This window comes from Virgibacillus ainsalahensis (assembly GCF_055380755.1).
On the sequence record NZ_AP043943.1, the window covers coordinates 2,977,935 to 3,001,868 of the forward strand.

The window sequence follows — 23,934 nt, forward strand, 5'->3', positions numbered from 1 at the left end:
TTCCTCCCTTTCTTACACGTTTATTTTACCAAAGAACACCCCAATTTCCTAATCAGCTAAAAGAAAAAAATCTTAGGCCGTGTCTTAAACACCCTAAGGCAAGAGAAAGTTTGACTAAGCGCGTCACTAATACGTGAGTAACGCCGAACGCAATAGTGAGGGCTGAAAGCTTTCACTCAACATGCGTTTATTTGCTCATGAGGGAGTTCACCTAATAAAAAAGACTGACATCTGTGTGCCAGCCCCTCATGACTTATCCTTTATAACGCATCGCAATTAACGTTGTATCATCATGCCTGATTTTATCGCTCATTAACTCAAAAGATTTTGTGACCTGTTGAACATCTTTATTCAGCAAATATTGCTGTGATAAGTCTTTATCAGATACGCCGTCAGAGAATATAATAAAATTCGTTTCCGGTTCCAACTTTTGCTGTACGACTTTAAATGGTCTGTGATAACCGGCTAAATAACCACCGTTGGGAATATTTCGCTTTTTCTTCTGTTTTTTATCAACTGTAAGCAGACCGATATTTCCAATGGAAGAAAAGGAAACCATCCTGGAACTGAAATCCAGCTTTAGTATTCCTATTACCACGCCTCTCTTCCCAAATAACTTTTTATTACAATACTTTACAAGCTGCTCTACAGTTGCATGAACATTTCCTTTTATAATATCAATCACGATTTGTGACGATTCCTTCGCGTACTCACCACTTCCAAGTCCATCTGCAATCGCGCAGATAAACTGCTCTTCTGATTCGTTATAAAAAAAACTGTCTCCACAGTAATAATTACCCTTTTTTGGTCGCTGAAAGACAGAAACATCTACCTTGCTTGATGTAGTCAATCGAATACCTCCGAACTTTCTGACTGAATGGCTTCCCGGAGTTTTCGAAGTGCCCGTCGCTGTAGTCTCGACACGTGCATTTGTGAAATTCCCAATTGTTCACCGGTCTCTTTTTGACTTAAATTATCAAAATAGGTACATTGAAGAATTTGCTGTTCTCTTTCAGACAAAATAGGTAGAATTTTTTCCAATACCATTTTTTGATCCGTATTCTGATAGCCACTTTCATCATTTCCTACTAAATCCAGAATAGAGACGGTACTGCCGTCAGAATCAGCTTCAATTTTGTGATCTACGGAAAGAGCTTTATAGCTTTTGCCCATCTCCATCGTTTCTAATATATCCTCTTCAGATGCACCAAGATGATCAGCTATTTCTTTTACCGTCGGTGATTGCTGGTTCATCGTTGTCAATTCATCTGCGGCTTTTTTAATTTTCGGTCCTAATTCCTTAATGCGCCGTGGTACATGGACGCTCCAGGTTTTATCACGTATAAAACGTTTAATTTCTCCAATTATTGTTGGAATAGCAAAAGATTCAAAGGATTTACCAAAACCCGGATCATATCTTTTAACTGCTGCTAATAGTCCGATCATTCCTACTTGTACCAAATCTTCATGAATCGTACTGTTTTTTGAATACTTTCTAGCAATTGATTCGACAAGATCTTTATACGTAAGTACAATTTTCTCTTGAACTACCTCATCAGTCGGCTCTTCCTGCAGATATTCAATCCATTGGTAAACCTCATCTCTTCCCCTATTGTGTGGTTGAGATTTGGTCGTCATCAAAGCCCACCTCAGTTTCATTTAAATACTTTGTCATTAGAACAATAACACCGGAATTATTGCTGATTTGTACCTTATCCATTAACGCATCTATTAGGTACAGGCCAAATCCTCCTTCCCTAAGATCTTCGACAGATTCTGAATTTTTATAGGGTCCAATGTCATCTTTGATTTCACTTAAGTCAAAACTCCCGCCATAATCAGCTACCATTATTTCCAGACGCTCTTCATAAAGGCCAAATCCAATCGTGATTTCTCCTTCATCTCTTTCGCTATACGCATGATCTACCGCATTTGTAATTGCTTCTGATATTGCCACTTTTAAATCCTCGATATCTTCATAGGAAAATCCCATTCTATTCGCAATACCGGATATACTTAATCGGATAACTCCAACATAATCGGCCTTGGCAGGTACCTTCATCTCTATAAAATCAAATTTTTCCATTATTCAACTCCACCCCGAATCTTTGCGTTTATATCCATAATCTCGTCCAGTCCGGTAATTTTAAACAGGCGCAATACACGGTCCTGAATATTTACTAATTTCATTTTACTGTCATGTTCTTTCGTAGACTTTAATGCACTGATAAATATACCCAGCCCTGTACTATCCATATAATTTACTTCTTCCAAATCTATTTCCACTAGATGGCCATTATTTTTCGTCAATGGTAAAAGTGTTTCTTTTAATTGTGGTGCTGTATATGCATCAATTTCACCTGAAAGATAAACAATTGATTTTTCGCCTTCTTCTACAACATCTATAGCTAAATTCATAATTTACCTCCTGAATACGGCTATGGTATGTATAAATAAACATTTTAAGCCGTCTAATATTTACTTAAATTTCCGATTGTCTACACTTCAACTTCACTTTCATTTAATTCCCGCTTCAGCCAAATATTAAACCTCTTTTTTTAAAATACATAATGTGAAATCATCTCTCAGTTGAAAGTCCTGTAGACGTTCAAAATGTTTGTATACTTGATTAACCATGTCTTGTGCCGGTAACTCTGCATATTTAAGAATTACTTCTAGTACTTCCTCTGTTTCAATAAAACGCTCTCCATCTCTGCATTCTGTCACACCATCCGTTAACAAGATAACCATATCACCTTTGCTGATTGGTAATTCAAACTGCCTGTAATCCGTGTCTGAGGAAACCCCGAGCACAAGACCTTTGGCAGCAATTTCCTCAAAGGTGTTTTTTTCAGCGTTGAAGTAAAATCCAGGTTCATGACCTGCGGAAGCATATTGGAGTTTACTTTCCGAGGGGAGATATTGCGCGTAGAACATCGTGATAAACATACTTGGGTCAACATTTCGTTCGACAACCCGGTTTAAATTCTTCAATATTGCTCTGGGACTCATGGACTCTTCCGGATAACTGTCCATGGAATACTTAATCATAGACATGCACAATGCAGCAGGAATTCCTTTCCCAATCACATCTGCGATAGCAATACCAAGAGAGCCATCGTTTCCTTTTATAAAATGATGATAATCTCCATTCATCTGATGTGCTGGTACACTTACCACACCTATATCCAGCCCTTCAATCATAGGCTTTTTGGTGCCCAAAAGAGTTTCCTGCATACTGGCAGCTACAGAAATTTCCGATTTAAGTGCAAGCTGCTGTTCTCTTAGTGTTTGAATCTCCTGATGGGAGAGGCCATAGGAAATCATTGCCTCTAATAAAAAATCCATGGAGTGCTGAAAGTCTTCATGCAAATCTGGATATAATTCTGCGAGTGACTGATTATGTAGATTCACAATCTCTTCTGGAAGAATATGATTTTTGATAAATGATTTACTGATTTGTTCCACACCGTACAGCGACTGTTCATCTTGTGTTGTAATATAATGTTTTAGTAAGTCTTTATATGCGGCTGCATCTAATTTTACGATTTCATCCATAACTGTATCCTCCCCTAATAGCGTCAACTTATTAATTGCTGAAAGATTGGAGTTCACTCCAAGCCCCAGTCGTATGAGTTATCCTGAACTGTAATAAGTAAGTTTAATGCTTTCTTACCTGCTAAAAGAGATAGACGCGAACTGCCAATAGGTTGGTCACATCTATCTTTTTAATATATTACTTTTGAAATTGGATTTGCTTCGAGTTTTTATAGTATTATTCTGAACTTGTACTAAGAAAGTTCTTTTCTCTCTTAACTGCAAAAATTAATACTATATATTTCTTATGGTTAACGTACCCATTTTGTTGCTTTTATTCTTGTTCCTTCTCCAACTTCCGACTGTATATCAAAATCATCCATCAGTCGTTTTACACCTGGCATACCCGCCCCAAGTCCCCCGGAAGTTGAATAACCATCTTCCATGACCTGACTTATATCGCTGATACCCGGACCTGAATCAATTGAAATCATGCAAAGACCCTTCTGTTCCAAATTATCAATGACTTCAAAACAAACCTGTCCCTCGTCGGCATATAAGTATATATTACGAGCCAGTTCAGATATCGCTGTGGCAATACGCGCCTGATCCACCATTCCGAAGCCAATTTGTTTGGCGATATCCCGGCCCAGCTGTCTCGCTCCAACGATGTCCCACTCTTTATTAATATTCACACACGATTGAGGCTTCATTCCTATTCCCCCAATTCCTGGTAGAGTTTATGGAGCCCTTGTTCCAGGTCCAGTGCCGTTGGAACATTTTTTAAATGGATTCCAAGATCAATTAGAGTCATTGCAACAGCAGGCTGAATACCAGTTAAAACTACTTTCGCCCCCATAAGATCTGACATTGTAACAACATCACCCAACACCTTTGCAATAAATGAATCGATAATCTCCACAGATGTTAAATCAATTACTACTCCGGATGATCCGCTTTTGTAGATTTTGTCCAACAAGTCTTCCTGAAACTGTATAGCAGTATTATCATCTAATTCCGTTTGTATCGATATCAATAAGTAATTTTTTAATTTTAAAATAGGTATGCGCAATATTCTCACTCCCCTTGTAAAGATTCTAGTAGTTCTTCAATACCTTTATTTTTTTCTTCCAGATTAACCATTTTTCTATTCGTCATTTCAAGCGCACTTGTAAAGCCTTTTCTCAACGAACTTTTCGTCGGAAATTTCCCAAGATCAATCCCCAGATTCACAATGGTCTGTGCTATTTCAGGACGGATACCAACAAGGATACAGGTGGCCCCTATTAAACGTACAGCCTCCGCAGCCTGAATGATATGATGGGCAACCATTGTATCGACTACTGGCACTCCTGTGATATCAATTAAGACAACCTCAGAGTTATGCTTAATGACGCCTTCCAGCAAGTTTTCCATAATTAATTTGGCTCGATCTGTGTCGATTGTCCCGATTAACGGCATTACTGTAATACCTTGGACGACCGGAATAAGTGGGGCGGATAATTCCTGCAAAGCAACCCGTTGCAGGGAAACAATGTTTTCCCAGCTGCCGGAATACTCGTTAACAAGCTGACGAATGATTGGCTCGACCCATTTATCGACACTTGCCAGGACCTCTGAAATGAAATTCGAATCAACCTTATCAGATTGACTCAGTATATAATCAATCGTTACCCTTCTAAACACTTGGAGACCATCCGTAATATAACTCAAGGGCCATCCGAGGTTGATGATTTTTTCTGAGAATTCTTCCACAGCCTTTGTATTACCTTCATTCTTTATGCTAGTGAAAATAACATTTACAAATTCTCTGTTCGTACTTTCAAATAATTCATCAGAAATAGTTGCTGTGTAATTACCATCTTTTAAAGAATGAATTTCTCCCATCCACATTTGAACAATCGTGTCACTGCTCTCTAAAACTATTCTTTTAAATTTCTCATTCATTGATTTACCTCCGTAACCACCTGTCATTTTTATAAATATTGTTGCATGTTCGCGAAATTTCTGCAAATATATTAACTAATCATCCAATGTTATAATACTGTAACGATTATTGTAACATATTATAATTTCAGTGATTAGGCATCGAGATTAAAAACAAAAGCTCAGGAAGCCTTGGCCACCCTAAGGCATGAGGAAGTTCGCCTAAGTGAATCACTCCCCTGGAAACGCCGAACTGACTGACCTACTTCGTGTGGGCTGAAAGCAACGGTCCGGGCCGGAGATCAACATGGCAGTTATGTCGTATTTTATATCTTTGTGTCAAAAGCAACATATCTTTTCGGTGGGACGAGTAAGCGCAGTCCTAAATCTTTTAGAATACAGCCTTCTGGTTAAATTAGCTGTTTTCAATAAAGATGATGACAGCATACTTTTAGCTGCCATGTTGGTTTCTATCTCGTTACAGACATTAAAAAAACTCTTGTAATTTTAATTTACAAGAGTTTTTTTAGCTTTGACCATACATATCTCTAAGCCCAAGACTTATTTCCAATGCATGATCTATTTTCTTCATCATTTCTTTATCCAACCTGGTAATTTTATCAGTTAAACGCTGCTTATCCAACGTTCGAATCTGTTCAAGAAGGATAACAGAATTCCGGTCAAAGCCATAACGCTTTGCATTAATTTCTACATGTGTTGGCAGTTTAGCCTTTTGAATCTGTGCTGTAATAGCGGCAACAATAACTGTCGGGCTGAAACGATTTCCTATATCATTTTGCAGGATCAATACTGGGCGAATGCCCCCCTGCTCTGATCCAACCACAGGGGAAAGGTCAGCGAAATATACTTCGCCTCTTTGAACGATCAAATTGTTACACCCCGATCACTGTGCGCTCTAAGGTGTTTTCAGCCTCCTCTTCGGCTTGAAAGGCTTCTGAAGCAATTCTTAGATTAATACGGCCCATTTCTTCGTATCCACGCTGCATGGATTCATGAAAATGTTGAATATGCTCCTCTTTCTTATGCTGCAAATAATTTCTTGTCGCCTCACAAATGAAATCACTTAAGTCATTATTTTCATATTTCATTACTCCATCCACCTCATTTAGTAGGTTTGTTGGTAATTTTACTAAGATCTCCTGTAAGCTCTCTGACAAAACCATACACCTCCGCCAACTGATGAACGATCAATAAATTCAATCTTAATAATATCACTGAATTTACATGTTTGCAAAGGGATATCGGGATATTTTTAAAAGAATCTACATTATTTTCGTTTCATGTACCTTGCTACGTGGTAAACACAAAACTTGGAGATTATTGTTTTTCTCTATAAATTCTTGGTACCCGATGATTGATTGTACATGGAATTTCATAATTAATTGTATCTAGGTAATCTGCCAACTCATCCATTTCAATGAAGTCATTTTTTTGTTTGCCGATTAATGTTACTTTTGCTCCGATTGGATAGCTTTTATCAAGCCGGATCATTGTCTGATCCATACAAATCCTTCCGACAATCGGCATACGCTTTCCATCGACCAGTACAGAAATTCCCTGAAGCTTTCTCAACCAGCCGTCACCATAGCCTATCGGAATTGTTCCAATCCATTCTTCTTCTTTCGCTGTATAAGTTGCACCATAGCTTATAGACTCACCGGGATCCACTTTCTTAACATGGGTAATCCTGCTGTGTAAGGAGAAGGCCTGTTGTAAATCTATCTGCTTTTCTTTTTTCACTGTTTTTGAGGGATACAATCCATACATCGAGATACCAAATCGAATATAGTCATACATTTCTTCCGGCAGGCGGATGGATGCTGCACTGTTTCCGATATGAATATCAACTTTATCTTTCCAATTCTTCTTAAATTCAGCATACAGCATTTTAAAGCGAGTTTTCTGCTCTTCAAAATAGTCCAGATTCTCTTCATCTGCCGTTGCAAAATGTGTAAACACCCCAGTTAAATATATGCTTGGATTTTGATTTAATGCATGCAGAATATTTTTCAATTCCTCTACGGTACGAATCCCAATCCTCCCCATGCCTGTGTCCCACTTCATATGTAATTTCAGATCTTTCGTAAATGTATAGGTGTTTACTTCTTCGAGCCATGATTTATGGTAAAACGTTATTGTGATATCATTTTCAGAAGCAACTACAGCCCCTCTGGGTGGTACGTAGCCCAGCACTAAAATCGGTGCGGCGATACCTGCTTTTCGTAGTTGAAGCGCCTCTTCCAACAAAGCCACAGCAAGCATTTCGGCACCGGATTCTAAGGCCCTTTTTGCAACCGGGACACTTCCATGTCCATAGCCATCCGCTTTCACTACTGCAATAATCTTCGTATCCTCCGACAACCTTTCCTTCATTCTAAGAACATTACGTTCAATTGCATTTAAATCCACTTCCACCCATGTATCTCTATACGATTGATCCACCATAGCAGAAAACTCCTTTCCCCCATAAACTCTATCCCATATTATTTCCTTTATGAATTCGAGTGTCAAATGGTATGAACCACGGTTTTTCTTAAAATTCCGTGATTCCTTAATAATGGTTGATTTCAAAATTTATAAATTGCGACATAAGATCATGTTGATTTCCACTCGAGGCAGTCGCGCGGCGCTCACGCTAGATGGTTCTGCGTTTGTGGCCAAGGGTTCTGCGTTCAATGCCGATGGTCCTGCGCTCGCAACCTGGAGTCCGGCGTTCGTGGCCGATGGTCCTGCGCTCGCAACCTGGAGTCCGGCGTTCGTGGCCTGTGGTCCGGCGCTCATACCCTAGGGCAGCCCTTCAGCTGTTGCTTTTCCCGCAGGACAAGGAAAGCTTCGGCAGCGTTACATCGCACGAAGAAAATGTGTACACATTTTCGAGGCGTCGACTACCCGCAGCGAAGATCAACCATCCTAAAAGTGAGTTGCTATTATGTGATTAAATGAAACATTTAGGGTTGTAATGCACATATCAGCATCTAAGCGTGCAAAATAAAAGCAGACCCCCTCTCTACATACGAGGTGTCTGCTAACTAGCCTAGTCAAATCATTTCACTTCTCTGCCTTGAACCGATTGAGCAACTTGGATAAACTCTTCTCTCGTCAATTCCTCACTGGCGAGAGTGAAGTCAACACCTTCATAGCTCCACTCGATCCTATTTTCCGAAAGCGCTGCGACAGTATGACCAAGGTTGACAATATCACCGTTTACTTCCTGCGGTGAGGAGAGGGTTGGTAAAACCTCTGTCGTTTCTTCAACCAGGGTAAAATCTTTTTCTCCTGAGAAAGTTAAAATGACCCGCTTTCCGTTTTCCAATTCAACGTCTTTTTGCTCGATTAACTCAGAGCCGGCGAGAAACGTTGGGTAAACCACCGAAAGCGTATCATCCATTTCCTGCCCTGAAACAGGTGCATCCTGAGCGTTGCTGCTTGTCATGCTTTTATCCATTGTAAAATCGTCTTCTTCAAAGCTCGGGTCCATTTCAACATTTGTAAACTCTACTTGGACCAGTACATTTTGATCTTTATCCATTACTTTTACGAGCGCTGGCATATAGGAATCCTTATCAAAATAAATTTCCTGTGAAGGCAGGTTATTATTACTTTGATAGTTCGTTTTTGTTTTAAATATATAATGGTTATCTGTTGCTTCAAATGCCGCTTCCTCATCACTTAATACATCCTGGACAAGTGATTGGTATAAATACGGCTGGCTGCTATTCTCGGGCCATTCTGTCTGAAACTTAAAGCTTTTGTTCAATGCCGGTGTTAACACAAAAACACCGTCTTCATTTTTCAAAATGACCTGGCTTCCTTTTTCATCCTGTTCATTCGCCAGTGTCACCCGATAGAAGTCCTCTTTCTTATGCCAAATATCTATATTAAATTGTTGATCTTCCTGACCTGTACTCATTACCATTTCAGCAGTTGCTTTGTATCCATCCATTTCCTCCAGGTTTTCTTGCAATTTTGACACTACATCCTCCTGTGTCTTCTCGCCACAGGCAGCCATCAATATAATCAGGCCGAACATTACAATCCAAACACCATGCATTCTTTTCATGGACATATCTCCCTTGTCTCAGTAAAAACATTAGGGAACTTTGTCACGCAATGATCAAGAAAATGTACGATATACTTTCGAAATGCCTTCAATCACGTCAGATGCCATTAAGTCGGGATAGGCGTTCGAATCTTCTACCATTAAATCAGCGGATCTTCCATGAACGAAACATGCGTTACACAACGCCTGAAATATACTTTGATCCTGCATGACCATTGCCAGGATAATGCCTGTGAGTACATCCCCGCTTCCGCCCTTGGCAAGCCCTGGATTGCCAGTTGTATTCACGGCCTGTCTGCCATCTGGTGCCGTTATAACCGTATATGTACCTTTTAAGACAACATATACATTATATTTCTCGGCAAACCCGGCTGAATAATAAAATGGTTTGGACAGGACTTCAGGAATGGAAATATCCATAAGCATAGCCATTTCTCCAGGATGTGGCGTCAAAATAGCGGGCTGCTGTCTGCCTTTCATCTCGGGAAGATTGGATTTAATATGGGAAAGTCCATCTGCGTCAATAACGACGGGGCCATCCATTTCACTGCAGACACGCTCCACAAGCTTCGTGGTCTCTTCACTTTGGCCCATGCCAACCCCCAGTGCTATCGCATTATATTTGTCTGTTGCTATCAAATTATCGGCATTGAGATAGCCTTTTGTTTCAGAAAGTGATAGATACGTAGCTTCTACACACCGGGATGCAATCATCTGGATTACCTTTTCGGAGGTACCTGCCGTTATTAGCCCTGCCCCGGCTTTTAATGCTGCATTTACCGTCATTGCAATGGAACCGGGCATCTGAGTGCTTCCACCAATGACTAAACCTTTTCCATGCTTGCCTTTATGCGTATACGGACTTCGTTTTGGCATCGTACGCAAATATTCAGCTGCATTCCAAACCTGCCTGTTCACATATTGCAAAAAAGCGGCGTCAGGAAATCCAATATCAACTTGTTCCCATCTTCCATAATACCTCGCAGTATGTTGGAGGAATGCACTCATCTTCGGGGCACCGATTACATAGGTATCGTCAGCTTGTACAGCTTGAAAATCCATAATCCCTTCATCTGCGGGAAGTCCGGATGGAATATCTACTGAAATTACATAAGCGGGTGATTCGTTTATTAATGAAACAATTTCAGCGAATGGCTCTCTCAGTTTTCCATTAATACCTATTCCAACCATTGCATCGATAATTACTTCTGATTCCACTAACCTTTTCGAAAATACGTTTCCTTCTTGTACGACAGTCACCGAACCGCCACATTGTAAAAATAGATTTTTGTGGTAAAGCGCGTCTCCGGTGATTTTTTTATCTGGAACGACCTGTACGACATGGATCTCATAGACTTTATTGATCAATGTCCTTGCTATGACAAAGCCGTCCCCGCCATTATTACCAGAACCCACAAGTATGGTAATCGTTCTTTTTTCACCAATGATTGCTTCAACCTTCTGACAAATGGATCTTCCCGCATTTTCCATTAGGATTTTCCCATCAAGCCCGATTTCCTGCATTGTGTAATGATCAATATCGTACATTTCTTTTGCGGTGACAATATACACTTTGTTCCCTCCTGCCCGCACTAAAATATATGAGACAACCTTTGTAAATATGCACCAGTCATTTTTCTTCCATAACAACTTGTGCAACCGCATAGTCCCTTGAATGGGTAATCGAAATAAATATATGATGCTCCCCATAGCCTTTTGCATTGACTCTTGGAGCTCCATTATCATCTGTTGCAATTTCAATATGCTGAAAGCTTAATTTGCCAATTCCAGTGCCTGTCGCTTTAGCGAACGCCTCTTTCGCAGCAAATCTCCCTGCAAGAAACTCAGTCTTACGCTGATCATTTTTCAATTTGCCAAACACTTCTTTTTCCATCGGTGTCAAAACCCTGTCAACGAGGCGGTCCCCTTTTGAAAGACTGCTTTTAATCCGATCAAGTTCAATTAAATCAATACCAATTCCTTTTATCATTCAAATTCTTACCTTTCTTTATCAGGATACATTTCATTGTCATTCATTTTAATATTTTAGTACGATTATATTGGTTATATGAGCAAAAATTACTTATTATAATAATAGTACCCGACATTTGCATAGAATAAAATTATTTTCAGGGGGATACGAATGTTTATTCGAAATGAACGTAGCATTAAGGAATTCATCCAGTTTTACCCGGTAGTTGCTGGAATAGCGATTATAAATGCAGCATTATGGTTGATTATAGACTTTTTACAGCTTCCCTTTGGGCAAATGATTTATCAATGGGGTACCGGCAGTAATTATTTTATTGCACATGGTGAGTACTGGCGTCTTGTGACCCCCATTTTTTTACATGGAGGTTTCATGCATCTATTATTTAACACATTTGCCCTCGTCATATTTGGCCCGGCACTCGAACAAATGCTTGGAAAAGCAAAATTTCTGCTCGCTTATTTTGGAGCCGGAATAGCGGGTAATATTGCTACATATGTGTTTGGTCCATCGGAATTCTTTTATGTTCACCTCGGTGCTTCCGGTGCGATTTATGGGCTTTTCGGAATATATCTCTTTATGGTTGCTTTCCGAAAGCACCTGATTGATCCGGGGAGCACACAAATCATTGTGGTTCTATTTGTTATTGGCTTAATTTTGACATTTGTCCGGTCAAACATTAATACACATGCCCATGTTTTCGGATTTCTTGGGGGGTTTGTCATCGCACCACTCATTTTATCAAATGTCAAACCATACTCTCCATGGAGAAACCGGCGGCATTTCCATAAGGAGAATGATGATTCCATCCAATTTGATCCAAATCGCTGGAAAAAAAGAGGCATCTCTCAGAAGATGAAGAAAAATATTTGGTGGATTATACTTGGGATTCTGGTATTAATTGCGATATGGAACAGATTATAGCCTATAAATAATAGAAGAAATCGGCAAACTAGCCGATTTCTTCGTTTTAGTATCTACTTATTAACGCCGATACGAATACCAATCCGATAACGCATCCACATCCTGTTCTTCAAGTTGTTTTAAATTATAATGCTTCCCTGCACCAAGTTTAGAAATAATCGATAGTTTTATGCTTGCCAGCTTCTGCAGTTTCTGAATTTTATGTTGTTTTTTCTCAAATGCCTGAATACGTTTATGAAAAATTCGTACTGTTGTTCTGCCAATGGTGCGATATCTTATGCTAAACCGTTTGCCATTTACCTGAACCCCCGCATCACGGTATTGCAAAAATCCTAAATATAAACTCACAACAATTAAAACGATGGCGGCCCAGATAATCTGTGGAATGAAATACATGACGCCTGCGGTGATCAATAAAAATGGAAACACAGCCCGGATTAAATAGAATTTCAATGCCCGTTTTGGAAGTGCGTTAAATTCCACTGCATGTTCCGAATAATTCGGCAAAAGGTCTTCCAGGAAATCCTCTGCTTCCTCTCTTTTCATAATCGGAAATAATACCGTCGAGAAATCCTCGCCTTTTTCCATAGCTCCCCCGGCAACTTCTGCAAAGACTGTTACATAGCCCAGCGGCTGCCTGATGATACTTTCCTGTATACCAATTGCCTGGATTCTTTTCAATGGCAAGGTTATTTGTTTTTTCTCCAATAGCCCTCTTGTGATGAACAACTCATCCTCATTTTTTGTAATGGTAAAGTTTCCATATTTAATCATCGTTCCAGCAATACCCAATAACCATAGGATAATTAACAAGAGAAGCGAGAGTCCAATGATAAATACAACACTTAAGCCAATCACCCAGTCCACCGTAGAGTTATACACCCCGTCCGGGATAAATTGTTGAAATTGAGAAAATAAAAAAGCAAAGATAGCTAAAATGACACCAATACTCCCAGATGTTGTCCCTGCCAAAAACAACCGTTTAAAGGTAATTTGAAAAGTGGGTCTACTTGAAAATCCCTCCTCTTCTTCTGTTGCTTCAGCCTCTTGAACTTTTCCCTTTTTCAATTCATTCCTTAAACGCTCCCCCTCTGCCAAGGTGACTGCCTGGAGCGAGGCCTCTGCACCTGCACCGCTTCCAGCCGTTTCGATTTGCACCTTTGTTAATTTAAATATCCGGTGAAGGACGCCCGAAGTTAGATCAATAGATTGAATACGGTTTTTGGAAATAAAGCGTTTCCTTCTTATAAAAACACCGTACTCAATCCTTAGTTCATCATTTTCCACGCGGTATGTAAATCGGTACCAGGAGAGTGCACTGGAAGTGATAAGGATAATCAAAAAAACAGACCCAATAAGAATAAAATAGAAGAGGGATTCATCTCTGAATGTAATAAAACCAAGTACAATCAGGAAAATTGCTTCTCTTATTGACTTCACAAAATTAAATAAAATAGCTGCTGGATGCAGTCGTTGCTGTTTAGACATCATCTTCATCCACCCTTGCCAAAGCAGAAATGCGGTCACGCAATTCCGATGCATCTTCCTCCAGCAATGCCGGTATCTCATGAGTGGTTGCTGCCGTTGAAATCGTGACACTTGCAAGCTGGAACTTTTTTAAAATAGGCCCCTGTTTTGTATCCACATGCTGTACCCGGATCATTGGTACCAGCGTTCGTGATACAATTAAAATACCGTGCTGGATATATATTTCCTGATCAAACACTTCATACCGCCATCTTCTCCAACGAAGCTTCGGAAATAGAAATATAAAGAAATATGTACTTAGACCACTAATTATTACAGCAGTGATTACAATCCAGGATGGAAAATCAAACATTCCAGAAATAATTGCCAAACCAATGGTTATTACCCAAAGAACCCCCACAAAAATAGCTTCCGTAATCCTCCACGCCTTGATTGCATCTTGAGCGATTGTATTCATAGGTGGCTGTCTCATGTTTTTTCCCCCAATCTTTACTTATTATGTTCTACGAATAACCTAATAAAAGGTTCCATTAAAAAAAGCTCCCAAATACAAAGGAGCTTTTCCTGGTCTGTTTTATATTAGTCACGGTTTCTTCGCTTTTGGAAGTTCCCTTTGCGATTTCTTCCGCCTTGGTTACGACCACCTTGATTACGTCCACCCTGACTGCGGTTTCCATAAAACCGTTTATTATTGGAACGACGGTTGTTATCTTTACCTCTTGGTGCTTTCTTTACGCTGATAGGTGCTACAGAAGAGATATTAACCGGTGTGTCTCTGCGCTCTTTTGTAAGCATCTTCAGTGCGGCAGCAATTACTGTTATCGAATCATTATCCTCCAGTAATTCATTTGCAGTCTCTTGATATGCTTTTAAATCACTTTTTTCAATTGTTTTTAAAAGCTTGTCCACTGTGACCTGCTGCTGTCCTTTTTGTGCATCCTGATTTGTTGGAGGCATCAAGCGTTTCATTTTACTTTTCGTTGTTTTTTCAATCACTTTCAAGTGTGCCATTTCTCTTGGCGTAATAAAGGAGATGGCTTCACCTGTCCTGCCGGCTCTTCCTGTACGTCCAATTCGATGCACATAGCTTTCCGGATCTTGTGGTATATCAAAATTGTAAACATGTGTAACGCCGGAAATATCCAAACCACGCGCTGCTACATCTGTTGCTACCAGTACTTCCACGCGACCGTTCTTAAATTTGTTTAACACGGATGTGCGTTTACCTTGTGTCAAGTCTCCATGAATACCCTCAGCTCGATAGCCTCTTGCTTGCAGACCTTCTGTTATTTCATCGACACGTTTTTTCGTTCTGCTAAATACTATTGCCAAATCAGGTGAATTAATATCCATATGATTGTTTAACGTATCAAATTTGTATTTTTCCGGGATTTCCACAAAGTATTGATCAATATTCTCAACCGTCATTTCCTTTGCTTTTACTTTGACTTCTTTTGGTTCCTTCATCAAATTTGTAGCAATATCACGGATTTCTTTTGGCATGGTTGCTGAGAATAATAAGGTTTGTCTTTCTTCGGGAATTCCTTTTAGAATATCGCGGATATCATCAATGAATCCCATGTTCAGCATTTCATCAGCTTCATCAAGTACTGCTGTCTGTACCATGTTAATACGAATTGTTTTTCTGCGCATATGATCCAACAGTCTGCCTGGTGTCGCCACGACAATTTGCGGGCCGTCCTTTAACGCACGAATCTGCCTTTCCATATGCTGTCCGCCATAAACAGATAATGCACGAATACCTGTAAATTTCCCCAGCCGGTTAATTTCTTCAGCTACTTGAATTGCCAGTTCTCGTGTGGGAGCTACAATTAAACCTTGAATTTTTCTTTGTTTTGAATCAATCTTTTCAAGCATGGGGATTCCAAAAGCTGCTGTTTTCCCTGTACCTGTCTGTGCTTGTCCAATCACATCATTACCCTGCATTGCCAATGGAATCGTCTCTGCCTGTATTGGTGTTGCTTCTTCAAATCCCATTTTCTCCAGTGCTTTCAGGATGGGGCTTGAGATGTTTAATTCATTAAATTTTGTCACCTAAACGTCTACTCCTTCTTTTTGTAAAAAATTCATTCTCAGAAGAGGCCTTGGATTTTTCTCATACTTTAGGTATTTTAAATAGTATCCCCGTCTTTTCAGCGTATTAAACACTTGGGTACATAAGAATCAATCATATCTCTCATCATGTTATTTTCTCATTAAAGTATTGGAAAATCCTGATTTGCATTTGGATTTTTCATTCATACTTTTATCCGAAAAAAAATAATTATACTTTCCTAAAGTGCAAAAAAGGCTTCACCACATTTTGGTAAGAGGCCTCACTCGAAAACTCATACATTTTTTATCATAACATATATTTCACAATCATACTAACTGTGAAATGATTTTTTGTTGATACCATGGTAAAATAGAAAAAACAGACAAGCCAAGAACAAAAGTGCAAGCGCCTTGGTCACCCTAAGGCATAGCTTAAGTAAGAACTCAACATGCGCGTCCTTTGCTCATGAGGGCGTTCTTACTTAAGACCTCAGGCGGGGTAGGCGCTGGAGCTGGACGTGGCTGATAATCTAATATAAATATTTCATGCCAAAATTTTATACATTCTTATCTTTTTAGAAAACTTGGCATTCGCTATAGGTTAGGCGAATTGTCAAAGCCCACACTTATGCAGTAAGAAAGTTTTAAACTTTCTTAACTGCCAAGATAAAAGGAGTCTTTATATGCGTCGCCCTCCATTTAACCCATATGCAGCGGTTGGTATTGGCGTGATTACTGTTTCTGCTTCAGCAGTTCTGGTTAAACTGGCGGACAGTGCACCCTCGGCAATCATTGCCAACTATCGACTATTGTTCGCTGTACTAATGATGTTACCAATTATTTTAATCAAATACCGGCACGAATTCCGGCTCATAAATAAAAAAGACTGGATGTTATCCATTCTGGCCGGAGTATTTTTAGCCTTCCACTTTATTCTCTGGTTTGAATCATTAAACTATACATCTGTAGCAAGTTCGGTTGTGCTCGTAACATTGCAGCCGATATTCGCTTTTTTAGGGACGTATTTCTTTTTCCAGGAACGTTTCTCATCCGGTGCAGTCATCAGCATGGTTATTGCATTATTTGGAAGCTTCATTATTTCCTGGGGTGATTTCCAGATAAGCGGGATGGCTTTATTTGGGGATATTCTTGCATTACTTGGTGCCGTAACAATAACTGTATATTTTTTATTCGGCCAACGTGTAAGAAGGAATTTATCGCTTATGACATATACTTTTGTCGTCTACGGAGCAAGCGCAATTACATTAATTATCTATAATGTAATACTGCAAAATTCTTTCTTTGGCTACCCTGCAGATCATTGGTGGTTATTCCTGGCATTAGCGATTTTCCCGACATTCTTTGGCCACACATTATTTAATTGGGCACTTAAATGGTTAAGCACTTCCACCATTTCCATGGCGATTGTTCTTGAACCGGTCGGTGCATCCATTCTCGCTTATTTCATTTTGGGAGAAATTATCACATGGCCGCAACTATTAGGGGGAACCATTGTGATATTCGGGTTATTTTTATTCATTATGAGCACCACAAGGAAATCAAAAGTAACTATTTCACATAAAGAAGGTAATTAGAACCTGGCTTTTCGCTAAGCCATCGTTACACACACAAAGGAAGAAATTTTCATGTAATCTTGCCTATTAACCGATATACTATCAGGTGCCTGATTCTAAATATCAGAAAAACAAGCTATTAGAGAGATTCACCACATATAATTTGATGCGATTTAAAATTCTCTAGATAATCAACGAAAGAAACAGGTGAAGATATGAATATCCAAATAATGACAGACGGTGGAGCAGATATTCCTCAGCATTTAAAAGAAACCATCAATATCATTGTTGTCCCACTATATTTGCATTTTAATGACAGCGAATATAAAAGTGGTGAAGAGTTGAATCTGCAAAGTTTTTACCAAAAAATAAAGGAAAAAAATGAATTGCCTCGATCTGCTGCACCCAGTCCAAATGATTTCTATGATGCTTATAAGAAGGTTGATCCAAATACACCAATTCTTATGCTCAGTTTGTCCAAAGGATTAAGTAGTACTTACGAGAATGCAATCATAGGAAAAAACATGCTGTTAGATGAGGAACCTGAGCGGAAAATAGAAATAATTAATACAAAAACAGCTTCATGCGGAATTGCCCTTTTAATACATGATGCCCACATAAAAATAAATGAGGGACTTGGGTTTAATGAACTTGCCGGCCACCTGCGTGAGCGTGTGGAGCAAACATCTACGCTCTTTATTCTGAAAACACTCGAAAATTTGATCTTAGGCGGACGTTTGGACAGAGTAAAAGGGACAATTGCGAAAACACTCAATATCAAATTATTAATGAAAGGTAGCGATGAAGGAACGATTGAGGTTGTGGAAAAAGTCCGGGGTGATAAAAAATCAATAAGGCGTTTCATTCAGCAAATTGGTGAATACACTAAAAATATGGAAGATAAGGTCATCGCTATGACACATTGCAACGCGGAAGAAAGAGCGAAGAATGTTCTTTCAGGGATTAGAAGTAATTATCCATTCAAGGATGCTTATCTAAGTGAAATGGGACCGTTAATCTCAACCTATGGTGGAGAAGGCGCATTAGTTATTGCATTCTTCAATGATTAGAAAAATAAAGGTGCTGACCCTTATGTTTGGGTCAGCACCTTTATTTTTCAGAATTTGACTTTGTCAGGAACTCATAAACCATGGAATTCAGTGTGTCCTTATCATCGCCTAAACAAATCAGGTGTCTGGAACGCTCAAAAAAGACAACCTCTTTTTGTTTCGAAGTAATTTCCTTATCCAGATAGTAGGCTGTTTTATAAGGCACCATTCCATCCTGCTGCCCTTGGGCAATTAACACCGGAGAATCCACCTTTTTTAAATAACGGCGTGTAAACTTAACTAATTTCAGGAATTCCAGATTGGCTTTGAATGGAACATTTCCCATTTTACTCCGATAATGCGAATATAATTTATTTTTCCCCAAGTTTCCTTTCATACCATCAGCAATTACTGTACCAATATCAAGCCCCATCTGTTTAAAGGATAGAAATTTACCAGAAGTAGCCAATAAGACGAGATTATCCACTTTATATTTAGCTGCCAAATAGGAAGCAATCATACCTCCCATTGAAAACCCGATAAGATAAATTTCATCATATTCTTTACTTAATTGCTTAAGTGCGCCTTCTGCTTTCTCAATCCATTTTTTATAGGAAGCATCTTCCAGATTTAGTGTTTTGCCATGGCCTGGCAATGTTGGTACTTCAATACGCCAATTCGTCTTCTCCTTTAAAAAGTTCACCAATGGGTCCAATTCATATGGTCCCCCAGTATAACCATGGATAACTAAACATCCAATCATACTAATTCTCCTCTAAATAACTATATAATTTTCTTTTATCTCTTTTCGACAAAATATTACCTATAGTTCCATTATACCTCTTTATTTTCATTTTCCTTTGTTACATATTATTGACAATTAGACAATTTGGATGATTTCCATACTTAAACGCGAAAGCATTGGTTAGCAATACATAAGAAAGCTCTCAACTGCACAAAAAAGCTGATGGTATATTTATTATCTCCCATCAGCTCCGTATCTTGTATTTTATCTAAAACTTTTTATGAGTGATCCAAATTGTTTAACAATTGGAGATACTTGATGATACGTGTTGGCTAATTGACCAACGGTTGATATCATTTTGTCAACATCAACCTGCCCTTCGTTGTTTTGAAAATAAGCGAACAGGTTATTATTTCCTGGTTTCACTGGTGACGACTGATAATATGATGGATAAGATTGCATGTATTGTGGCCAGAATTCCGGTTGCTTTGGTTTGGCAAAATGTTCGTATGGTGTCTGATGGAATCCCGGTTCAAACGAACTATTGGAATAATGTGGCGCATATTTATCGTAAGGGGCAGTTTGATGTGCATAGTTTTGATAATCAGGTCGATTATAATAAGGATTATCGTACATGATTGCCCACACCTCTTTTATTTAGCTATTTTCTAAAATTTTGGGGCTGCGGTTACTCGCCCCATCGAAAAGACCTGTTTCTTTTGACACAAAATTAGAAAAAGTGCCTTTGTATTATTTTCTATAATATACTATGCGCTACTTATAGAGTGTGTGTAAGGTTACCAATTGTTTTCATAACCACCATGAAACGGACTTTCGTATGAATTAGTTCCAATTCCTAAATTGTATTTAATTTTATTTATTTGACAACCCAATATAGGATCTTCTTCTTCGATAAATGTGGCAGGGGTACCGTAAATACCTACATCCTGTAACTCTTTCATATAGTTTTTGTTTTGAGAAACATTCTTTGTCTTGTAGGAAACATCCCACTTTTCCATTTGCTCCAATAATTCCTTACACTGTGAATTGTTATCACCTATATATATCATCACATTTTTCTCTGTCACAGATGATTCCTCCTGGATGTATCATGAATACATTGATTTAAATTATAGTATTTAATACCCACATTCTTACAAAGTCAAACCAGATTATCTTTAAAAATTACATTTACATTACATTTAGATTAAAATAGCTTTTTATGCATTAATCCAATAATTTACTAACACAGAACAAAAAAATTCCCGTTTCTCTCCTCAGAAAAAACGGAAATAGATAAAGAACGCTTCATTTGAACTTCAATTTTGATAACCGTAATTCCTATAAATCAGATACTGGTGTATCTCCTTCCAATAATTCAAAAACTTTGTTTTCGGCTTCCTTGCTTGTTAATATTTGGACCAGTACTGAAGCTACATCTTCCCTTGTCACTTTTCCAAACTCTTCTATTTTCTCTTGTAAGTTAACTTTACCTTTACCAGGATCGTCCGTTAATCCTCCCGGCCGTAAAATCGTATATGCTAACCCTGAATCTTTCAGGTATTCATCTGCCCGATGTTTTGCATACAGGTAATGTTTAATTTGTTTGGCATCCTTTGGTTTATCTGCACCCATGGAACTCAATAACACAAAACGGTTTATACCATATTTTTTCGCTAAATCTGTTGCTTCAATCGCACCTTCCTGGTCAATGATTATTGTTTTATCCGCCCCTGTATTCGGACCGGAACCAGCTGCGAAGATTACTGCATCGACATCGTCGTACGCACTCTCAAAATTCTCCTCCAGATCGGTTAATACTGTCTGGGCACCAATATCTTCAAACTGGGAAAGTTGTTCTGCTTTTCGTACCATGGCTACCGGCTCGTGATTCGCATCCATAAGTTTTTCTACCACTTGTTTACCTACAGAGCCATTTGCTCCGATTACTAAAACCCGCATCTTTCATCCTCCTATATAAAATCATTTACTGATGTACTGTTACCTGAACAAAAAGAAGCCAAACATGAAATTTAGAAAACTTGATTTTTCACCAAGCGATTGTGGCGGCATGCTTTACGCCGCCATGTTGGTTTCATAACTGCCAATAAAATGTTTAGTTCCATTCATACCTTTACTACCACATACCACTCCCATGGATCATCTGCATATGTCCAGGTACTACGGATATTTCCTCAGGAGTTGTACCTGCAATTTCTCCATCCATATCGATTTCTTTTCCCGTGTTCGTTGATATTTTTAATTTTTTCGTTTGGAAGTGATCAAGTTCCGTTAATTGCTCGACATCCGTATTAGGATTTTTCATTGACAACAGCTCACGGAAGGTTAACAGTGTGGAGTTTTTTACAATTAATGCATCAAACATTCCATCATTTGGATGAATGGAAGGGATTGGCATTTCCCTTGTTCCGATAAACCTTCCATTCAATACGATAATCATTACTGCTTCCCCAGAATACTTATTTTCTTCGGTAATAATCTCATATTGAAAAGCTTCTGCTTGATTGACGGTACGAACTGTACTCATAAAATAACTCAATATACCAAGATTTGTTTTCTGTTCCTCATCTATATTTTGTGAAGTTTGAGCGACCAGACCAATTCCCCAAAAATTGAGGAAGTATCTGTCTCCAGCCTTGCCAAGGTCGATATTCACAACTTTTCCATTTACGATAGTGTGTGCTGCTTGTTGAAGATTTTGAGGGATTTGCAGCATTCTGCTGAAATCATTGGATGTACCGCCTGGTAAAATAGCGATTACAGGCCTGTCCTTTAATGTGGCAATAGCATTTACACAGGCGTTTAACGTCCCATCCCCTCCTAGAATAATGAGCAGTTCTATTTCCCCTGAAAATTTTACACATGTTTGTTTGGCATGTTCAATGCTTTCTGTTTGAATGATTGTAAGTTCTTTGATGGCCTGGGACAATATTGGCAGGGTCTGGGTAAGCTTTTGCTCCATACCATTACTTCCTGCGTTACCATTATATATAAACAGTGCTCTATGATATTTAGGCATAATATCTCTCCTTACACTTCTCATACGTATTACCTTTTACCCCAGTTGTGAACTACCCACCACTTACCACTCTTACGGGTTGCTTGAAGTGGGGGCTTCTTGGGTAATCGCCACTTTTGGTAGCTGACGAAATTGACCAAGCTAACCCTCTTGTTCCAAGAGTTCATATTGCATTAGGTAGTCGCTAATAATCGAAGGCCTTCTTTTTTTATATTTAGTGCTGAATTGTAATCTCTATCAAGCGTTAGTCCACAAGTGCAGTGATAGGTACGTTCTGATAATTTTATCTCTTTTACCGAACCGCAATTCGAACAAGTTTTAGTAGATGGAAACCATTTATCTATTTTGACAAGTTGTTTTCCTTGTTCTTTTAGTTTGTACTGTAAGAAAGAAGTGAACATCCCCCACCCATTATCAGCGACACTTTTCCCAAACTTTAGAGCTTGTGACATTCCTTTCATGTCTAAATCTTCAATCACAACAGCATCAAAGTTAGACACTAATTTCTTTGATTTATGGTGAAGAAAGTTCTTACGTTGATTTGCGACTTTCTCTTGAATTTTAGCTACTCGAATACGCTGTTTGTTCCAATTCGAAGAGCCTTTCTTTTTTCGAGAAAGTTTGCGTTGTTCTTTTGCTAATTTCTCAAGCATTTGACGATAGAAACGTGGGTAATTGGCTTTCTTACCTGTTTCACTTTCGACAAACAGCCCATCCATAGCAAAATCTAATCCAATTATTTTTTGAATTTCTTTGCTTTCAATTTCTTTTTCGTACGCTGTGAGAATGGAAATATAGTATTTTCCTGATGAAGTCATAGATATGGTACAAGATTTGATTTTGTGTTCGGAAGGAATTTCTCTATGTTGTTTGATTTTAACCATTTTAAGCTTAGGCAATTTGATATGACTATCTAACATCTCAATATTTCCGTTGACGACATTCGTTGTGTAGCTTTGTTTGTGTCGTTTACTTTTGAATTTTGGAAACTTAGCATTACCTTTGAAGAATGCTTTGTAAGCCTTATCCAAGTTTAATTGTGCATTAGCTAATGCTAAAGCGTCAACTTCTTTTAGCCATGCAAACTCCTTTTTATATTTAGCAGGAGTCGGATGTTTTACCTTTTTTAATGCTTCTTTATCATCTTTCAGCTTTTCGTAAGTTTCTTTTCGTTCTGCTAACATTTTGTTAGAGACGAAGCGAACACAACCAAACGTTTTCCTTATCATCAAATCCTGTTCATCTGTTGGATACAATCTGAACTTATACGCTTTATTATGTTTAGCCATATCAAATCACCTCACTTAACGCAAACTAGTGTTCCTATTATATCATAAGGAAATATGCTTGGCTATCACCAACCGAAATTCATCTCCCCCTTACCGTTGGGGCTTTACCCTTCACACGTTTGAAGAGGGAGACTTCTTTCGGATAAACGTTAAATAATTGTAAAAATCTTAAAATAGACTAGTATTTTCGATGCAAATAGTATTTAATATAAATGTAAGAAATAATACTTTCAAAT

At 38.7% G+C, this 23,934-nt stretch carries 26 protein-coding genes; 3 read left to right on the forward strand and 23 right to left on the reverse strand.

The window, feature by feature from the left end:
* Positions 1-253: 253 nt before the first annotated feature.
* From ACZ427_RS14650 to acpS, 14 genes are all read right to left on the reverse strand, one after another.
* Positions 254-850, reverse strand: coding sequence for a SpoIIE family protein phosphatase (locus ACZ427_RS14650; RefSeq protein ID WP_461176823.1), 597 nt, complete (start codon positions 848-850; stop codon positions 254-256).
* Positions 847-1,638: an RNA polymerase sigma factor SigB gene (gene sigB / locus ACZ427_RS14655; protein WP_461176824.1), complete on the reverse strand. Its 792-nt coding sequence runs from the start codon at positions 1,636-1,638 to the stop codon at positions 847-849. Before sigB ends, ACZ427_RS14650 begins: the two co-directional genes overlap by 4 nt.
* Positions 1,610-2,086 carry an anti-sigma B factor RsbW gene (gene rsbW / locus ACZ427_RS14660; RefSeq protein WP_461176825.1) on the reverse strand — a complete coding sequence of 159 codons (477 nt, stop codon included), beginning with the start codon at positions 2,084-2,086 and terminating at the stop codon, positions 1,610-1,612. Before rsbW ends, sigB begins: the two co-directional genes overlap by 29 nt.
* Positions 2,086-2,418: an STAS domain-containing protein gene (locus tag ACZ427_RS14665; RefSeq protein ID WP_461176826.1), complete on the reverse strand. Its 333-nt coding sequence runs from the start codon at positions 2,416-2,418 to the stop codon at positions 2,086-2,088. Before ACZ427_RS14665 ends, rsbW begins: the two co-directional genes overlap by 1 nt.
* Positions 2,419-2,544: 126 nt before the next feature.
* A complete protein-coding gene (locus tag ACZ427_RS14670; RefSeq protein ID WP_461176827.1) occupies positions 2,545-3,558 on the reverse strand; it encodes a PP2C family protein-serine/threonine phosphatase in 1,014 nt (337 codons plus the stop codon).
* A 290-nt stretch (positions 3,559-3,848) separates the two neighbouring features.
* Positions 3,849-4,250, reverse strand: coding sequence for an anti-sigma regulatory factor (locus ACZ427_RS14675; protein ID WP_461176828.1), 402 nt, complete (start codon positions 4,248-4,250; stop codon positions 3,849-3,851).
* Positions 4,251-4,252: 2 nt separating this feature from the next.
* Complete coding sequence (locus tag ACZ427_RS14680) at positions 4,253-4,609, reverse strand: STAS domain-containing protein (protein WP_461176829.1); 357 nt, start codon at positions 4,607-4,609, stop codon at positions 4,253-4,255.
* Between the two features lie 5 nt (positions 4,610-4,614).
* Positions 4,615-5,484: an RsbT co-antagonist protein RsbRA gene (locus ACZ427_RS14685; protein ID WP_461176830.1), complete on the reverse strand. Its 870-nt coding sequence runs from the start codon at positions 5,482-5,484 to the stop codon at positions 4,615-4,617.
* Positions 5,485-5,989: 505 nt separating this feature from the next.
* Positions 5,990-6,352, reverse strand: a complete 363-nt coding sequence (locus tag ACZ427_RS14690; protein WP_461176831.1) for a type II toxin-antitoxin system PemK/MazF family toxin — start codon at positions 6,350-6,352, stop codon at positions 5,990-5,992.
* A gap of 4 nt (positions 6,353-6,356) precedes the next feature.
* Positions 6,357-6,641 carry a CopG family ribbon-helix-helix protein gene (locus tag ACZ427_RS14695; RefSeq protein WP_461176832.1) on the reverse strand — a complete coding sequence of 95 codons (285 nt, stop codon included), beginning with the start codon at positions 6,639-6,641 and terminating at the stop codon, positions 6,357-6,359.
* A 160-nt stretch (positions 6,642-6,801) separates the two neighbouring features.
* Positions 6,802-7,929: an alanine racemase gene (gene alr / locus ACZ427_RS14700; protein ID WP_461176833.1), complete on the reverse strand. Its 1,128-nt coding sequence runs from the start codon at positions 7,927-7,929 to the stop codon at positions 6,802-6,804.
* A 598-nt stretch (positions 7,930-8,527) separates the two neighbouring features.
* Positions 8,528-9,544 carry a LolA family protein gene (locus ACZ427_RS14705; RefSeq protein WP_461176834.1) on the reverse strand — a complete coding sequence of 339 codons (1,017 nt, stop codon included), beginning with the start codon at positions 9,542-9,544 and terminating at the stop codon, positions 8,528-8,530.
* 54 nt (positions 9,545-9,598) lie between these two features.
* On the reverse strand, positions 9,599-11,116 hold the full coding sequence (locus tag ACZ427_RS14710; RefSeq protein WP_461176835.1) for an NAD(P)H-hydrate dehydratase: 1,518 nt from the start codon (positions 11,114-11,116) through the stop codon (positions 9,599-9,601).
* A gap of 58 nt (positions 11,117-11,174) precedes the next feature.
* The gene (acpS, locus tag ACZ427_RS14715; RefSeq protein WP_461176836.1) at positions 11,175-11,534 is read right to left on the reverse strand and encodes a holo-ACP synthase; all 360 of its coding nucleotides are present in this window, start codon (positions 11,532-11,534) and stop codon (positions 11,175-11,177) included.
* Positions 11,535-11,687: 153 nt separating this feature from the next.
* On the opposite strand from acpS, the gene ACZ427_RS14720 reads away from it, so the two are divergent.
* A complete protein-coding gene (locus ACZ427_RS14720) occupies positions 11,688-12,458 on the forward strand; it encodes a rhomboid family intramembrane serine protease (protein ID WP_461176837.1) in 771 nt (256 codons plus the stop codon).
* Positions 12,459-12,518: 60 nt separating this feature from the next.
* Here the strand turns inward: ACZ427_RS14720 and ACZ427_RS14725 are convergent, their stop codons facing one another.
* The 3 genes from ACZ427_RS14725 to ACZ427_RS14735 form a co-directional block, all read right to left on the reverse strand.
* A complete protein-coding gene (locus ACZ427_RS14725) occupies positions 12,519-13,949 on the reverse strand; it encodes a PH domain-containing protein (RefSeq protein ID WP_464883453.1) in 1,431 nt (476 codons plus the stop codon).
* Positions 13,939-14,418: a PH domain-containing protein gene (locus ACZ427_RS14730; protein ID WP_461176839.1), complete on the reverse strand. Its 480-nt coding sequence runs from the start codon at positions 14,416-14,418 to the stop codon at positions 13,939-13,941. Before ACZ427_RS14730 ends, ACZ427_RS14725 begins: the two co-directional genes overlap by 11 nt.
* Positions 14,419-14,525: 107 nt before the next feature.
* Positions 14,526-16,001, reverse strand: a complete 1,476-nt coding sequence (locus ACZ427_RS14735; protein ID WP_461176840.1) for a degradosome RNA helicase CshA — start codon at positions 15,999-16,001, stop codon at positions 14,526-14,528.
* A 683-nt stretch (positions 16,002-16,684) separates the two neighbouring features.
* Here ACZ427_RS14735 and ACZ427_RS14740 point away from each other — a divergent pair.
* Complete coding sequence (locus ACZ427_RS14740) at positions 16,685-17,596, forward strand: DMT family transporter (protein ID WP_461176841.1); 912 nt, start codon at positions 16,685-16,687, stop codon at positions 17,594-17,596.
* Between the two features lie 194 nt (positions 17,597-17,790).
* The gene (locus tag ACZ427_RS14745; protein ID WP_461176842.1) at positions 17,791-18,645 is read left to right on the forward strand and encodes a DegV family protein; all 855 of its coding nucleotides are present in this window, start codon (positions 17,791-17,793) and stop codon (positions 18,643-18,645) included.
* Positions 18,646-18,685: 40 nt separating this feature from the next.
* On the opposite strand, the gene ACZ427_RS14750 is transcribed toward ACZ427_RS14745, so the two are convergent.
* From ACZ427_RS14750 to ACZ427_RS14775, 6 genes are all read right to left on the reverse strand, one after another.
* Positions 18,686-19,387 carry an alpha/beta hydrolase gene (locus tag ACZ427_RS14750; RefSeq protein ID WP_461176843.1) on the reverse strand — a complete coding sequence of 234 codons (702 nt, stop codon included), beginning with the start codon at positions 19,385-19,387 and terminating at the stop codon, positions 18,686-18,688.
* 246 nt (positions 19,388-19,633) lie between these two features.
* Positions 19,634-20,005, reverse strand: a complete 372-nt coding sequence (locus ACZ427_RS14755) for a YppG family protein (RefSeq protein ID WP_461176844.1) — start codon at positions 20,003-20,005, stop codon at positions 19,634-19,636.
* A 161-nt stretch (positions 20,006-20,166) separates the two neighbouring features.
* A complete protein-coding gene (locus ACZ427_RS14760; RefSeq protein ID WP_461176845.1) occupies positions 20,167-20,457 on the reverse strand; it encodes a thioredoxin domain-containing protein in 291 nt (96 codons plus the stop codon).
* A gap of 253 nt (positions 20,458-20,710) precedes the next feature.
* Entirely contained in the window at positions 20,711-21,331 is a 621-nt protein-coding gene (locus ACZ427_RS14765; RefSeq protein WP_461176846.1) for an SDR family oxidoreductase, read from the reverse strand.
* A 175-nt stretch (positions 21,332-21,506) separates the two neighbouring features.
* Positions 21,507-22,409, reverse strand: coding sequence for a diacylglycerol/lipid kinase family protein (locus ACZ427_RS14770; protein ID WP_461176847.1), 903 nt, complete (start codon positions 22,407-22,409; stop codon positions 21,507-21,509).
* 173 nt (positions 22,410-22,582) lie between these two features.
* Positions 22,583-23,698 (reverse strand): RNA-guided endonuclease TnpB family protein, encoded by a 1,116-nt coding sequence (locus ACZ427_RS14775; RefSeq protein ID WP_461176848.1) that lies wholly within the window; start codon positions 23,696-23,698, stop codon positions 22,583-22,585.
* Positions 23,699-23,934: the final 236 nt, after the last annotated feature.

Excerpts from the sequence above, each read along its gene's own strand:
- sigB (WP_461176824.1), bottom strand. The coding sequence starts at position 1,638 with ATGACGACCAAATCTCAACCACACAATAGGGGAAGAGATGAGGTTTAC.
- rsbW (WP_461176825.1), bottom strand. The coding sequence starts at position 2,086 with ATGGAAAAATTTGATTTTATAGAGATGAAGGTACCTGCCAAGGCCGAT.
- ACZ427_RS14665 (WP_461176826.1), bottom strand. The coding sequence starts at position 2,418 with ATGAATTTAGCTATAGATGTTGTAGAAGAAGGCGAAAAATCAATTGTT.
- ACZ427_RS14670 (WP_461176827.1), bottom strand. The coding sequence starts at position 3,558 with ATGGATGAAATCGTAAAATTAGATGCAGCCGCATATAAAGACTTACTA.
- ACZ427_RS14675 (WP_461176828.1), bottom strand. The coding sequence starts at position 4,250 with ATGAAGCCTCAATCGTGTGTGAATATTAATAAAGAGTGGGACATCGTT.
- ACZ427_RS14685 (WP_461176830.1), bottom strand. The coding sequence starts at position 5,484 with ATGAATGAGAAATTTAAAAGAATAGTTTTAGAGAGCAGTGACACGATT.
- alr (WP_461176833.1), bottom strand. The coding sequence starts at position 7,929 with ATGGTGGATCAATCGTATAGAGATACATGGGTGGAAGTGGATTTAAAT.
- ACZ427_RS14705 (WP_461176834.1), bottom strand. The coding sequence starts at position 9,544 with ATGAAAAGAATGCATGGTGTTTGGATTGTAATGTTCGGCCTGATTATA.
- acpS (WP_461176836.1), bottom strand. The coding sequence starts at position 11,534 with ATGATAAAAGGAATTGGTATTGATTTAATTGAACTTGATCGGATTAAA.
- ACZ427_RS14720 (WP_461176837.1), top strand. The coding sequence starts at position 11,688 with ATGTTTATTCGAAATGAACGTAGCATTAAGGAATTCATCCAGTTTTAC.
- ACZ427_RS14725 (WP_464883453.1), bottom strand. The coding sequence starts at position 13,949 with ATGATGTCTAAACAGCAACGACTGCATCCAGCAGCTATTTTATTTAAT.
- ACZ427_RS14730 (WP_461176839.1), bottom strand. The coding sequence starts at position 14,418 with ATGAGACAGCCACCTATGAATACAATCGCTCAAGATGCAATCAAGGCG.
- ACZ427_RS14740 (WP_461176841.1), top strand. The coding sequence starts at position 16,685 with ATGCGTCGCCCTCCATTTAACCCATATGCAGCGGTTGGTATTGGCGTG.
- ACZ427_RS14745 (WP_461176842.1), top strand. The coding sequence starts at position 17,791 with ATGAATATCCAAATAATGACAGACGGTGGAGCAGATATTCCTCAGCAT.
- ACZ427_RS14750 (WP_461176843.1), bottom strand. The coding sequence starts at position 19,387 with ATGATTGGATGTTTAGTTATCCATGGTTATACTGGGGGACCATATGAA.
- ACZ427_RS14755 (WP_461176844.1), bottom strand. The coding sequence starts at position 20,005 with ATGTACGATAATCCTTATTATAATCGACCTGATTATCAAAACTATGCA.
- ACZ427_RS14765 (WP_461176846.1), bottom strand. The coding sequence starts at position 21,331 with ATGCGGGTTTTAGTAATCGGAGCAAATGGCTCTGTAGGTAAACAAGTG.
- ACZ427_RS14770 (WP_461176847.1), bottom strand. The coding sequence starts at position 22,409 with ATGCCTAAATATCATAGAGCACTGTTTATATATAATGGTAACGCAGGA.
- ACZ427_RS14775 (WP_461176848.1), bottom strand. The coding sequence starts at position 23,698 with ATGGCTAAACATAATAAAGCGTATAAGTTCAGATTGTATCCAACAGAT.